Consider the following 12,900-nt stretch of genomic DNA (forward strand, 5'->3'; position numbering starts at 1 on the left):
CAGCCATGTTGATTATGGCACAGGATATATACGCCTTTCATCCCGACCCTCCTGCTGTTGCAGAGAGTGCGGGGCTTCCCGGCGGTTTAGCTAACCTCTCTCTCAGAGGGAGAGAGGAGCAGCCTCGCCGCTATCGGGAATGGCCACCAAAGCTCAGGATCCGGTGGTCTTGGCGGCCTCGGCCTCTTCCTCGCCCAGCGCAATTACCCGTTCCGTGGCCTGCAACGAAGACTGCAAGCTCTCCAACTTTTCCCGGCTGGCGCGGTTCAGCCACGACTCGATTGCATTCACCAAGAGCTGATCCACAGAGAACCAGCCCCCCCCATTCACCGCAAAGGCCAGGAAGATCGCTGCGTAGATGGCGGATAGCTCCAAGTAGGGAACGCTGAAGCCGGCCACCTTAATGTGATGGAACATGGCCACCGCCATCGTGGCGAACAAGCCCAGTGCTGCCCCGCGGGTCAACAAACCCAACGCCACCATCGGAGCTGCGATCAGCTCGGTATAGGCAGCCACATAAGCGAAGAAGATCGGGAAGGGCAACCCGATCACTTCTACATAAGCCGTCGCAAATCCTTCGATATCTGCCAGTTTGTCAAGGCCGTTGTGAATCATGAATAGCCCTGCCACCACCCGCAAAACGGTCCACGCCACTTGAGACCAGCGCGGAGTTACGCTGTCGTGACGCAAAGCTGAGGCGAGTAGCACGGGAAACTGCTGAGAGGGTGCCATAGGATAAAACCTGCGATGCAAAGATGAGCAAAGACTCTAACTTATTGTAACGATTCTAAATTTCTGTAACAAGATGGGGTTCAGATCCCCAGTGGTCAAGGGATCCCATGCAAAAACAGGGATCCCATGCAAAAACAAGGCCTCCGGCCCGCTGGGTTTCCGGCGAGCTTTCACCGCAGGCGATTGCGCCACACTATCTCTGCTCTTGGCCTGGGACTTTTCCGGCCTTGCTGAGACCTGTCAACCTCTGTAAATGGATCCCTCATAATGGGTTCATTTGCTGCCTGTGTCGATATGGTTGCCGAATCTGTCCTCGCCTCTGATGTCAGCTCCGCCAAATCCCAAGCCGGGAGAGAGGAGGGATCCCCGCCTGCCATTCGTTTGCGGAGGGTCAGCCGCAACTTTTCCGGGATCCAAGCGGTGGACGGGGTGGATTTGGAGGTGCAGCAGGGGGAGTTTTTTACGTTGTTGGGGCCGTCGGGTTCGGGCAAAACCACCTGTTTGCGGATGATCGCGGGCTTTGAGCGTCCGGATGAGGGGCAGATCGAATTGAACGGCCAGAATGTTTTGGGTCTGCCGCCCTACCGACGGCCTGTGAACACGGTGTTTCAGGACTATGCTCTCTTCCCCCACATGACGGTGGCGGAGAACGTTGGCTACAGCTTGATGATCCGCGGCATACCGCCGAAGGAGCGCCAAAAGCGAGTGCAAGAGGCGCTGGAGCTGGTACAACTGCCCGATCTGGGATCCCGTAAACCCAGCCAACTTTCAGGGGGGCAACGGCAACGGGTGGCCTTGGCGCGGGCTTTGGTTGGCCGACCGCAGGTGCTCTTGCTGGATGAACCTTTGGGGGCGCTGGATTTGAAGTTGCGCCAACAGATGCAGTTTGAACTCAAGGCCCTACAACACCGCCTTGGTCTCACCTTTTTGTACGTCACCCACGACCAAGAAGAGGCCCTGACCATGAGCGATCGTATTGCCGTGTTCAATCGCGGGCGCATCGAACAGGTGGGATCCCCGGCAGAGCTCTACGAGCGACCTGCCACCCGGTTTGTAGCCGGTTTTATCGGCCAAACCAACTTGATCGAGGGATCCCTGGCGGAACGATGCGTGGGAGAAGCGGCCCTGTTTGCTTTGCGCCCGGAGCACATTCGGATTGACTTAGAAGAAGGGATCCCCGATGGCCACTGCCGCTTGCGGGGACGGATTTGCGACACTGCTTATCTAGGGGCTTTCATTCGCTATCAGGTATGGGTGTCAGGCTGTGAGGTGAAACTTTTGGCTGTGCAACCCAACCCCGGCCTGAATTTGCAGCAGTTGCCGGAAGGGACGGAGGTGACTTTAAGTTGGGATCCCAGCCGGATGCACCGCATCCCCGAATAGGGCTCTCAATCCCGATCTCCTCTGGAGCTTGTCTATCCGGCGTCGGCGCTATCTTGCAGGCAGTTGACACTCCCGCCGACTGAAGTCGAGGGATTCTTACGTAGCCCAGAAACGGGCTCGCAACGGCGTTGTCAAAGGGAGAAAAACGGGCCATGATGCGCATTTCCATCCAGCCGGGGAGCGGGATCCCTGGCTCCGTACAGCTTTTTAATTTGCTCTGCTTTGCCATCGCCTGCGGGCAATTTCCTCCCGGCTACCGCCTGCCCAGCACCCGTCAATTGGCCATGCAAACGGGCCTGCATCGCAACACCATCCACAAGGTTTACCGCCAATTGGAGGCCATGGGCCTGGTGGAAACCCGCGCTGGATCTGGCATTTACGTGAGCCGCTCCGCCCGCCAGGTGGTTAACTACTCTCGCGGCCTGGGGGAAAACCTGGATCGATCCAAACAGGCCCTGCAACAGGTGCGCCAGGGCATCGACCAGCTGCTGCAGCAGGGGTTTTCTTTGGAGCAGGTGCGGGATCTGCTGCTAGCGGAGATCGATTGGCGATTGCGCTGCAGTGCCCAAGTGCTGGTGTGTGTGCCCAACCGGGATTTGGGTACAGGACAACTGATGGCCCAGCAAATCCAGCAGACTTTGGGCATCCGGGTCCAGTTGGTGCCCCTGGAGGAGCTGGCCACCGTTCTGGATCAAATCCATTCCGGCACTGTGGTGACGCTGCACTATTTTCTCAGCGCCGTCGAGGCCATTGCCCAACCCCGAGGGGCCCGTGTTCTGACGGTGGAGGTGTCCGACTACGCCCGCGAAATTGCCCTGATCCGCCAATTGCCTTCCTACGCCTGTCTGGGGCTGGTGAGCATCAGCACTGCCCTGCTGGAGGTTGCCGAGGTGATTGTCTACAGTCTGCGGGGAGACCTGCTGGTGCTGACGGCAGTGATCTCGGATACGGAACGGGTGGGATCCCTAATCCGCCGCGCCCATACGCTGATTTGCGATGAGGCCAGCTACCCCACCCTGCGGGTCTTGGTGCGCCAAGCCCGAGCCGATCTAATCCGCACACCCAACCTAGTCTGCGCCACCCCCCACATCGGAGAAGCAGCCATGGCCGAGCTGCGACGGGAACTGGGTGGGATCCCTGGAGCCGGAGGAGATGGGGACGCAAGCAGTAGCAGTTTGCAAGGCAAAGAAACCCATTAAGCCTTGTTGCAGGTGAGCCATTTTGCGGATGACAGGCTGCCCGATATCGCGTTTAAGTGGAAATACGGTAAAAGCTTACTCACTTTGATTCATCGCTGATCAGTCTTTACACGCATGGTGATCCTCGACTACGCCTCCGCCGATCATGACCATGTGGCGGTTACACGGGAAGGTTTCTGGGAGGCCATCCGCTTCCAAGACCATTTTTACGTCTTCAACCGGGGCTTTTCTCAGCTGCAAGAGGCCATCGCCAGTTGCCGCTACGACATGGATCACGGATCCCTGATCAGCCTGGTGGTGGTGCGCCCTCGGAGCTATGAAGTGTGGTCGCAGGTGGGATCCGACATTCCCGTCTTGCCGAAGCAACTCTTGAGCCCCACAGCCAGGGACTCCGTCTCGCCGGCGCGCCAGTGCTCCGCACCCCTGTCACCAGCGCGGAAGCGTTGCATAGCAATGACGGCTCCATCGGGGCCCAAACGTCCTTTCTGGTCTTTTTGGGGTTGGGGATCCAAGGCTTATGTAGTGGACGGCGAGCCGGCTGCACCCCAGCCTTTGTTTTACCGCAGCCCTCGGCCCTACAACGCTCTACAGGCCTAGGCCGGAATCGGTTTCAGGGAACAGGACGGCTCCACATGCAAATTGAGATCCGGCTCTTCCACCAGCAGGGGCACGCGCTCGGCCACTTCCAGGCCAAATCCTTTCAAGCCGCTGATGTGGCGAGAGGTATTGCTGATCAGGCGCATTTTGCGCACCCCCACATCCCGTAGGATCTGGGCTCCGATGCCGTAATCGCGCAAGTCCATCGCCACCGGCGGCGCGGTTTCAGAAAGGCCCAGATCTTGCAGGGCGTAGGACTTAATTTGCTGGATAAGGCTGAGCTCCTGCTCTTGCCGGCGCAGGTACACCAGTACCCCCTTGCCTTGGTGGTCGATCATTTTCAGGGCGGCGGTCAATTGGCGGCGACAATCGCAGCGCAGGGATCCCAGCGCATCCCCTAGGGGACACTCCACATGGACGCGCACCAGGACGGGCTCAGCGGCAAATTGGGTCGGATCCCCTTTCACCAGGGCCAGGTGCTCGACTTGGTTGAGGCTATCGCGGTAGCCGTAAACCCGAAACTGGCCAAACTCCGTTGGCAGGGTGGCGGCAGCCTCTCGGTGAACCAGTTGTTCGGTGCGCAAGCGGTACTCGATGAGGTGGGCGATGGTGATGATCTTCAAATCGTGCTGACGGGCATATTCGATCAACTGGGGCAGGCGGGCCATGGAGCCATCCGGGTTTTGGATCTCGCAAATCACCCCTGCCGGATACAGCCCGGCCAACATCGCCAGATCCACCGCCGCTTCCGTATGGCCAGCCCGTTTGAGCACCCCGCCCTCCCGTGCCCGCAGCGGAAAGACATGCCCAGGCCGGCGCAGATCTTCCGGTCGCGTGTGCGGGTGAATGGCCGCCTGAATGGTGCGGGAGCGATCGGCAGCGGAAATGCCGGTGGAAACTCCAGCCTCTGGCCCAGCATCAATGCTGACGGTGAAGGCAGTTTGGTTGCTGTCGGTGTTCTGCCCCACCATCAGCGGGATCTTCAGCTCATCGAGGCGGGATCCCTGCATGGCCAGGCAGATAAGGCCCCGCCCGTAGGTGGCCATGAAGTTGATAGCTTGGGGCGTGGCAAACTGGGCAGCACAGACCAGATCCCCTTCGTTTTCTCGGTTTTCGTCATCGACCACGATGACCATGCGACCACACTTGAGGTCTTCGAGGGCTTCGGGGATGGAGTGGAAGATCGTTTCTGTCTCGGCCTGCGGGATGGCACTCATGGAAAAGGGGACGCAAAAAGGGAAAACCTGGCACAGCCGGCTCTGGGCACCGGATCTGCCGGATCTATGCTAGAGCAAACCGGGCAACAGCTAGGGATCCCAAGGCAGAGTCAGTACTTGGGAATCGAGGGATCGTAAGCCTCTGCCCAGGCGAGGATCCCCCCGCGCAGGTTTTTTCCTTGGATCCCAGCAGCTTGTAGGATCTTCAGGGCTTTGGCCGAGCGTGCCCCACTCTTGCAGTGGACGATCAGCTCTGAGCCGTTAAGGAGGCGACGCACCTGCTCCACCCCGTCGCCGTTTTCAATTTGGGGCAGGGGGATCAGGTGAGCACCAGGGATCCGGCCTATCTCCCACTCATTTGGGTTGCGCACATCGACCAACACAAAGTCTTGGTGAGCATCCATCCGCGCTTTCAGCTCGGCCACAGTGATCTCCGGGATCTCCGCTTGGCCAGCCTGTTCGGCAGCTTGGGCTTGTGGGATCCCGCAGAACTGTTCGTAGTCGATCAGCTCAGTGATGGGCGGAGTAGCCGGGTTTTTGCGCAGCTTCAGCTCCCGGAAGCTCATGTTCAGGGCATCGTAAAGCAGCAGCCGCCCGCTCAGGGTTGTGCCCACGCCCAGCAGGATCTTCACGGTTTCGGTAGCTTGAATAACACCGATGATGCCAGGGAGGATCCCCAACACTCCCCCTTCGGCGCAGGAGGGCACCAGTCCTGGTGGGGGCGGCTCGGGGTAGAGATCCCGGTAGTTGGGCCCATCTTCGTAGTTGAAGACCGTCGCTTGTCCCTCGAAGCGGAAGATCGAGCCGTAGACATTGGGCTTGCCCGTCAACACACAGGCATCGTTCACCAGGTAACGGGTGGGGAAGTTATCGGTGCCATCCACAATCACGTCATAGTTGGCAAACAGCTCCAGTGCGTTGTGGGCCTTCAGGGCGGTGTTGTAAACATCCACTTGACAGTGGGGGTTGATCTCCAGGATGCGGTTCTTGGCCGATTCCACCTTCGGCTTGCCCACCCAGGAGGTGCCGTGGATCACCTGCCGCTGCAGGTTGGACACATCCACCACATCAAAATCGACGATGCCGATCCGCCCCACGCCGGCTGCCGCCAAGTACAGCAACAGGGGCGAGCCAAGGCCGCCTGTGCCGATGCACAGCACTTTGCCCGCTTTCAGCCGCTTCTGTCCTTCTAGGCCCACCTCGGGCAGGATCAAATGCCGAGAAAACCGCTCCATCTCTTCGCGGGAGAGGCTAACTTGGCTGGTATCCAGGTTCAACATGCTCACAACCCTCCGGCAATAGCGGGAACGATGCTGATGACGGCTTGTTCTCCCACGGGGGTGTTGTTGCCTTGGGGCAACGTGCGCACATCCTCGTCGTTGAGGTAGACATTGACAAAATTGCGCAGCTTCCCATCCTCGGTGTAGAGGTGGCGCTTCAGCTCGCCATAGCGGGCGATGAGGTTGCCCATCACTTCGCCAACATTGCTGCCCTCGATCTCGACAGCTTCCAGGTTGTCGGTGTAGGGGCGCAGGGGAGAGGGGATCAGAACTTTGGTTGCCATGGGAGTTCGGGGAGAGATCTTGGGTATCTACTGGAGACTTTTGAGGATCCAGAGGATCTGGGCTGACCTATCCGTTTGTCGATCTTGTTGGGGCTGTCTACTGACTTTGAGGATTCAGCTATGTTACAGACAAGGTTCAGCACTAGACTACCGCTTTTTCCGGTGGCGCCCATCCCAGCTTTCAAGGATCCCAACTGAACTTAGCCGTGAATTTCAGCCTGAAACAGCGGCAAAGCCCAAACGACTCTAGCTTGCCAAAGCCGGGAGCGGGGGGATGCGAATGTCTTCCAGCATCTGCATCGGCTCCCGTTGGGGCTGCTCCTGCTCATCCAAAACCCAGCTCACCACCTCTTCTGCCTTGCCCTCGCGCACACTGACGATCACACAGGAAAAGCCCCAAGGAAAAGCATGCTGCCGATCAAACTCGGAGGGAATGGCCGCATGGTTGGGATGGGAGTGATAGGTGCCGAGGATCCCCAGCCCTTTGCGCACCGCATGGTCGTTGGCCCGCTTGAAATCCGCCGGATCGATCAAAAAGCGGCGGCGGCTGGATTCTCCGTCTGCCAGAGGGTTTTCCGCTTGATCCCAGGTGTTGGTCACCGACCAAAGCTCGTGGATGATCTTGTCGGATCCCCGGATTTCCCCAATTAAAATGCCGCAGCTCTCGTGGGGAAAGGCTTGTTCGCCGTGCTGGCGGATGCTGTGAAGGTGGTCTGCCGAGAGGTAGAGGGCCATGAATCTCGCCTTTGCCGATGGAGTTACCGTTCTTTTATTTTGGCACAAGTTGGCCGGGGATCCCTCAACTTAGCTACAGCGGATGCCATTGGGGCGCAACGGGCAGGCCGTTCCGCAGAGGCCGCCGCTGCTGAAAATGTTCGGCCACCAGTGTGGCGCGGTCAGCTAGAAATCGCAGGAGCCCCGCACTGTACCCGTAGGGTCAGTGTCGGGAGGAATGCGAGGTTACACTAGAACCATGACCCAAGTCCTGACCGTCTCCTGCAAGCTCAAGGTGTCCCCGTCGCAAGCCGCCAAATTGGACGCGACTTTGGAGGCTTTTGGCCAAGCCTTGAATTGGGTCAACCAGAACACGCCGGAGAAAGTCGCCAACGCCGTTAAGCTCCAGTCTCTGTGCTACCGCGAAATCCGCGCCCGGTTCGGCTTGTCCAGTAACTTGGCAAGGACTACGTCCCGCTTACGCGACCAGCAGGTCTGCAGACGGCTGGCCGGCGCCCGTAAAGTTGCCCAACAGAAAAACCGCCCCGTCAAAGCGTTCAAAGGGGGCTTCGCTACCTACGACGCTCGTATCTTTTCGTTCCGCGAGAAAGACTGGACGGTGTCGCTGACCACGGTGGAGGGTCGGGAGCGCTTTGAGCTGGCCATCGGCAACTACCAGCGTGGGATGCTGGCTGGGTCTAGCCCCAAATCGGCCACCCTAGTCCAGCGGAAGGACGGCGCCTACTACATCCAGATTTGCGTAGAGAAAAAACCACCCAAGCAACAAGATACCGACAAGGTGATCGGGGTGGATTTGGGCAGGACGGATATTGCCCATACGTCAGACGGGGACAATTGGAATGGACAGCAGTTGAACAGAGTCCGCGACCACTACTCCCGGTTGAGGGCGGTACTCCAGCGCAAAGCCAGTAAGGGCACACGCAGTTCGCGGCGCAGATGCCGTCAACTGCTGCAACGGCTGTCTGGCAAGGAGAGACGCTTTCAAACGTGGGTCAATCATCGCATCTCCAAAGCTATTGTCTCTAGGGCAAAAGCTACCAACAGCGCTATTGCTCTGGAAGACTTGACAGGGATTCGGGAAAGGGTCAATCAACAGCCGCGGAGTAAGGCAGAACGTAGGCGGGCCAATAGTTGGTCGTTCTACCAGCTCAGGATGTTTGTGGCCTACAAAGCTGCCATTGCTGGAGTACCTGTGGTGCTGGTGTCGCCCGCCTACACGTCGCAGACTTGCCACAAGTGTCTGCACATCCATCCCGATCCTGCGCAATCCTACCGCAGTGGTAAGTCGTTCAAGTGTGGGCACTGTGGATGGGAAGGAGATGCGGACTGGAATGGGGCCAACATGATTGCCAAGCTTGGGGCTGTCGTAAACCAGCCTAGAGGTTCGGGCTTGTTTTGTTCTCTGGTAGAGCACAACAGGCTCAGGGCTACCGAAAGCCCGCTCCGTACTGCTTAGCGGTCGGAGTCGGGTGGTTTACACCCGTCCATCGAGTGAACCCAGAGGTGGCTCTGGCTTTGGAGGGGCGACGGGGGCATAGTGGGGGCAACCCTGGCACGGCCCTTGGGGATGGACGGCACAGCGCAACCAAGCCGAGTGGGCACTGAAAACACAAGAGGGATCCCCCAGGGGTGGGCCAAATTCGCCGGCCCGTTGACGGCGCAGCAGCACCACTTGCCGTCGCCAATCTTGCAAAAATCGGCTGTAGGCGCGTTCCCGCCAGCGACGCTTGGCCGCATTTTCGAGGACGTGGGCGGTGAGGTTATCCAACATGGAACGATACCCAGGGAAGAGGCCAACAGGCTGGGAGTTGCGTTGGATGGCTGAGAACCTCAGGATGGCACAGACTGGCGAGAAGAACCCAAGAATTGCAAACTCTCCTTGAGTTCAGTTTAAGTTTGTTAAGTTTGTGGAGTTTCTTCCGATGGCTCTGGCTGCTGGTGGCGGGCCTGGGACCGTTGCAGGGCTTCTCGCACCACAGCAAAGCCCGTTCCCCCGGCGCTGAGCCGCGCGGCCACCACCTGGCGGGGATCGATGGCTGTCAAAATGTCCGCCTCAAAAGCCGGGTGGAAAGTTTTCCAGCGCTCCAAGGGCAGATCCCGCAGCAGGATCCCTTCTGCCAAACAAATGCGCACAATCTGCCCCACCAAATCATGGGCCATGCGAAAGGGGATCCCTTTGCGCACCAGGTAGTCGGCCACATCGGTGGCGTTGGAGAAATCTTCCTGCACAGCAGCGGCCATGCGCTCAGGTTGAAATTGGATCCCTTCCCGCAGCAGAAGGGTCATCGCCTCTAGGCAGGCTTTCAGGGTATCGACCGTGTCGAATAGTCCCTCTTTGTCTTCTTGGAGATCTTTGTTGTAGGCCAGCGGCAGCCCCTTCAAGGTGACCAACAAAGCCTGGAGATGGCCAAACACCCGCCCCGCCTTGCCGCGCACCAACTCCGGCACATCGGGATTTTTCTTCTGGGGCATGAGGCTGGAGCCGGTGGCACAGGCATCGGTGAGGGTGACAAAGCCGAACTCCTGGGAAGCCCAGAGGATCATCTCTTCCGAGAGGCGGCTGAGATGCACCAAAATCAAGCTGGCGGCAGCGTGGAACTCCACCAGGTAGTCCCGGTCGCTGACGGCATCCAAGCTGTTGGCGCTGATCCGCTCAAATCCCAGCAGATGGGCGGTGAGCTGCCGATCAATGGGCAGGGAAGTGCCGGCCAAAGCTCCGGATCCGAGGGGGCAGACATTCACCTCTTCCCGCACCCGCCCCAGCCGTTGCCAGTCTCGCCAGAACATTTCTTCATAGGCCAAGAGGTGGTGGGCTAAGCTAATCGGCTGAGCCCGTTGCAGATGGGTGTAGCCGGGCAGGATTGTCTCCAGATGCCGCTCAGCCAAGTCCAACAAAACTCCGCGCAGCTCCCAGAGGGCTTGACGAAGGTGATCGATCTGATCTCGCAGATAGAGGCGCAGATCGGTGGCCACTTGGTCGTTGCGGGAGCGCCCGGTATGCAGTTTTTTTCCCACTTCCCCCACCAAAGCCACCAAACGACGCTCGACGGCATAGTGGACATCCTCTGCCTCTGGATCGGGCCGGAAGGTGCCGGCAGCCGCTTCCTGTTGGATCTGCTCCAATCCCCACCGGATCTGGTCGGCCTCTTGCTGGGTCAGGATGCCACAAGCGGCCAACATCTGCACATGAGCCAGGGATCCGGCCACATCGTAGGGCAGCAGGCGGATGTCGAAGCCGATACTGGCGTTGAAGCGGGCAATGGCAGGGTGCAGGGATCCCTCGAAGCGTTGGCTCCAGGGGCGAGGGGTGGAAGTTACCGTCAGCTCAGACATCGGCTGGGAACTGGGAGAATGGGAAGAAAGACCCCGCTGCAGAAGAAAAAGCACAAAAACCAAATACCGACGGCCAAAACCCCGCCGGCTCAGGCCAACTGGATCCAGCTAGAGCAACGGCGACAAGGCTCTAGTGGGAGCTGGTGATGCTCTTGAGCATGTAGCCCGCCACGATCCCTATCAAAAGCGCCCAAATTTGGCCCGATTCCACAAAGCCATTCCAACCCTTGCGGATATCGCCCAGCACATCCTGTCGGAACACCTGCCCGACAATCATTTCCGTCTGGAAAGCCGTGGGGGCCGGCAAGTAAACCGAAGCGGTCTCAGACCCGGAAGAAGAGAAGTTCATGGTTACGCCTCAAGTGCAGATAATCGGGAAAGAGTGCAGCCAACCCTGTAGCTCCACTAGCTAGAGCTTACCCTGAGTTTAAGCCTTCTGTGGCTAGGCTGGCTCAGAGTCCGGCAACACCTTCAACACCACCAGCGTTGTATCGTCCACGGGCTCAGGCCGCAGGGAAATTTCATCCTGCAACAGGAGCTCTGGATCCGCAGGCAGCCATAGGGGAAGAGGGTGGGATCCCCGACGGCCTCGGAAGGCATCCATCTGCTCAAACAAGCTCTCCAAAATGTCTTCGGGGGAGTCGTAGCGACGGGCAGCGTACTGGATGGCGTCCATCAGCCCAGAGGTTTCCAAGCGCTCGCCGCGGGTGTTGGCTGTCTCCGTGTAGCCATCGGTGTAGTACACCACCACATCCCCGGGTTGCAGTTGCACGCAGCTTTCCGAGTAGTGGCTGTTTTCTTCCAAGCCGATCAGCGCCCCCTCTGTGTCCAGGGGTTGAATTTCTCGGGTGCGGGCCTGCCACCACAGGGTGGGGTTGTGGGCCGCGTTGCTGAAGCAGAGGCGATGGGAGCGGGGATCGTACTCCGAATAAAACAGGCTGATGAAGCGATTGGAGTTTTCCAGGTCACTGTACATGGCCCGGTTCAGATGTTGCAGAACACGGGCCGGCGAATGGCGGTTGAGGGCCTCCGCCCGCACCATGGCGCGGGTCATGGTCATCAACAGGCCGGCGGGCACCCCTTTGCCCATCACATCCCCAATGACGATGGCCAAGCGAAAGCCTGCCGTTTCTTCAGATGAGTCGGATGTTTCCAGGCGTTCGCCGGGAATCTTGATGAAGTCATAGTAGTCGCCCCCCACTTTGCTGGCCACCCGGCAACGGGCTGCCAAGCGAATCCCCTTGACTTGAGGGCACTCCCGAGGTAGCAGTTGGGTCTGGATGTAAGAGCCAATCTCCATTTCTTTTTCCAGGGCCATCTTGCGGCGCAAGGCTGCCGTCAAGCGGTCATTTTCGATGGCCACCCCTGCCTGATCGGCGACCAAGCGCAACAGTTGTTGGCGACGTTCATCCCAGTGGTAGCCAGGCTGACGGCTGAAGACGTACAAGCGACCCTGGACAGAGTTGCGAATCAGCAGCGGCGTGCCGAAAAGGCGTACATCCGGCCCCAAGCTCTGGCGGAACCGTTCGTCCAAGAGGTGTTCAAGGGCAGGGATCTTAACAGACAGGGATCCCTCCGTTTTGAGAATGGGCTCTTGAGCCGAGAGGGTCTGGGTAATTTGCTCCATCTCAGCCCGAATCTGCTCGCGGTGATTGAGATCAGAGCAATGCAGTTGATCCAACTGGATGGTGCCGTTGGGATTGAACAAAACCAGGGCTCCGCCTTCGGCATCGGTCAGTTGGCTGGCCACAAAAGCCGTCAGCTCCAGGATCTGGTTCAAGTTGTTAAAAGAGCGTAGAGCAAAAGCCAGCCACGCCAGCAGATACTGCATCCGATGGTGTTCTCTCTCCAGTTCTGCCACCCGATCCGGCATTGCAGGGGCAGGCACAATGGCCGGCTTGACCTCCGGCAGCTCTCTATCATCGGACGCAACGGCACCTGAAGAGGTGGGATCCTCATCCTGGCCGGTCTGAGCTGAGCGCAAGTCCCCCGAATTGTCCGTGGGCGACAGCGACGGAGCATTGGGGGGGAGGGGATTTTTGCCCGAATCCTGGGCCAGCAAGGACTCTGACCACAAAGAATCTGACAGCCCGGCAGGGGGCTGCCCTAAAACGGCCTTTTGGGGGCTGTGATCATCCAT

13 protein-coding genes are annotated in these 12,900 nt (G+C 58.9%); 4 read left to right on the forward strand and 9 right to left on the reverse strand.

All coding sequences use genetic code 11. The features are described from left to right. Positions 1–153: 153 nt before the first annotated feature. Positions 154–708: a DoxX family protein gene (locus tag ACVWXE_RS00375; protein WP_041437454.1), complete on the reverse strand. Its 555-nt coding sequence runs from the start codon at positions 706–708 to the stop codon at positions 154–156. Between the two features lie 318 nt (positions 709–1,026). On the opposite strand from ACVWXE_RS00375, the gene ACVWXE_RS00380 reads away from it, so the two are divergent. The 3 genes from ACVWXE_RS00380 to ACVWXE_RS00390 all read left to right on the forward strand — a co-directional run bounded on the left by ACVWXE_RS00380 (position 1,027) and on the right by ACVWXE_RS00390 (position 3,911). Beyond that, positions 1,027–2,115, forward strand: a complete 1,089-nt coding sequence (locus ACVWXE_RS00380) for an ABC transporter ATP-binding protein (protein ID WP_457489299.1) — start codon at positions 1,027–1,029, stop codon at positions 2,113–2,115. A 155-nt stretch (positions 2,116–2,270) separates the two neighbouring features. Then, positions 2,271–3,314 carry a GntR family transcriptional regulator gene (locus ACVWXE_RS00385; RefSeq protein ID WP_457489355.1) on the forward strand — a complete coding sequence of 348 codons (1,044 nt, stop codon included), beginning with the start codon at positions 2,271–2,273 and terminating at the stop codon, positions 3,312–3,314. A 114-nt stretch (positions 3,315–3,428) separates the two neighbouring features. Next, positions 3,429–3,911: a hypothetical protein gene (locus ACVWXE_RS00390; RefSeq protein ID WP_457489300.1), complete on the forward strand. Its 483-nt coding sequence runs from the start codon at positions 3,429–3,431 to the stop codon at positions 3,909–3,911. On the opposite strand, the gene ribB is transcribed toward ACVWXE_RS00390, so the two are convergent. The 4 genes from ribB to ACVWXE_RS00410 all read right to left on the reverse strand — a co-directional run bounded on the left by ribB (position 3,908) and on the right by ACVWXE_RS00410 (position 7,427). After that, positions 3,908–5,128 (reverse strand): 3,4-dihydroxy-2-butanone-4-phosphate synthase, encoded by a 1,221-nt coding sequence (gene ribB / locus ACVWXE_RS00395; RefSeq protein ID WP_457489301.1) that lies wholly within the window; start codon positions 5,126–5,128, stop codon positions 3,908–3,910. The genes ACVWXE_RS00390 and ribB overlap by 4 nt on opposite strands. Positions 5,129–5,238: 110 nt before the next feature. Further along, positions 5,239–6,408, reverse strand: coding sequence for a molybdopterin-synthase adenylyltransferase MoeB (moeB, locus tag ACVWXE_RS00400; RefSeq protein ID WP_414329338.1), 1,170 nt, complete (start codon positions 6,406–6,408; stop codon positions 5,239–5,241). A 2-nt stretch (positions 6,409–6,410) separates the two neighbouring features. Beyond that, entirely contained in the window at positions 6,411–6,692 is a 282-nt protein-coding gene (locus ACVWXE_RS00405; protein WP_011433658.1) for a MoaD/ThiS family protein, read from the reverse strand. 246 nt (positions 6,693–6,938) lie between these two features. Then, entirely contained in the window at positions 6,939–7,427 is a 489-nt protein-coding gene (locus ACVWXE_RS00410) for a M67 family metallopeptidase (protein WP_011433657.1), read from the reverse strand. Between the two features lie 238 nt (positions 7,428–7,665). Here ACVWXE_RS00410 and ACVWXE_RS00415 point away from each other — a divergent pair, with 238 nt between their 5' ends. After that, positions 7,666–8,883: an RNA-guided endonuclease InsQ/TnpB family protein gene (locus ACVWXE_RS00415; protein WP_457489302.1), complete on the forward strand. Its 1,218-nt coding sequence runs from the start codon at positions 7,666–7,668 to the stop codon at positions 8,881–8,883. A gap of 18 nt (positions 8,884–8,901) precedes the next feature. On the opposite strand, the gene ACVWXE_RS00420 is transcribed toward ACVWXE_RS00415, so the two are convergent. The 4 genes from ACVWXE_RS00420 to ACVWXE_RS00435 all read right to left on the reverse strand — a co-directional run bounded on the left by ACVWXE_RS00420 (position 8,902) and on the right by ACVWXE_RS00435 (position 12,900). Further along, the gene (locus ACVWXE_RS00420) at positions 8,902–9,198 is read right to left on the reverse strand and encodes a DUF6464 family protein (RefSeq protein WP_457489303.1); all 297 of its coding nucleotides are present in this window, start codon (positions 9,196–9,198) and stop codon (positions 8,902–8,904) included. A gap of 128 nt (positions 9,199–9,326) precedes the next feature. Beyond that, the gene (gene argH, locus ACVWXE_RS00425) at positions 9,327–10,760 is read right to left on the reverse strand and encodes an argininosuccinate lyase (RefSeq protein ID WP_457489356.1); all 1,434 of its coding nucleotides are present in this window, start codon (positions 10,758–10,760) and stop codon (positions 9,327–9,329) included. Positions 10,761–10,890: 130 nt separating this feature from the next. After that, positions 10,891–11,109 carry a hypothetical protein gene (locus tag ACVWXE_RS00430; protein ID WP_414349808.1) on the reverse strand — a complete coding sequence of 73 codons (219 nt, stop codon included), beginning with the start codon at positions 11,107–11,109 and terminating at the stop codon, positions 10,891–10,893. Between the two features lie 93 nt (positions 11,110–11,202). Further along, positions 11,203–12,900 (reverse strand): PP2C family protein-serine/threonine phosphatase, encoded by a 1,698-nt coding sequence (locus ACVWXE_RS00435; RefSeq protein WP_414388236.1) that lies wholly within the window; start codon positions 12,898–12,900, stop codon positions 11,203–11,205.

This window comes from Thermostichus sp. MS-CIW-41, from assembly GCF_054058915.1.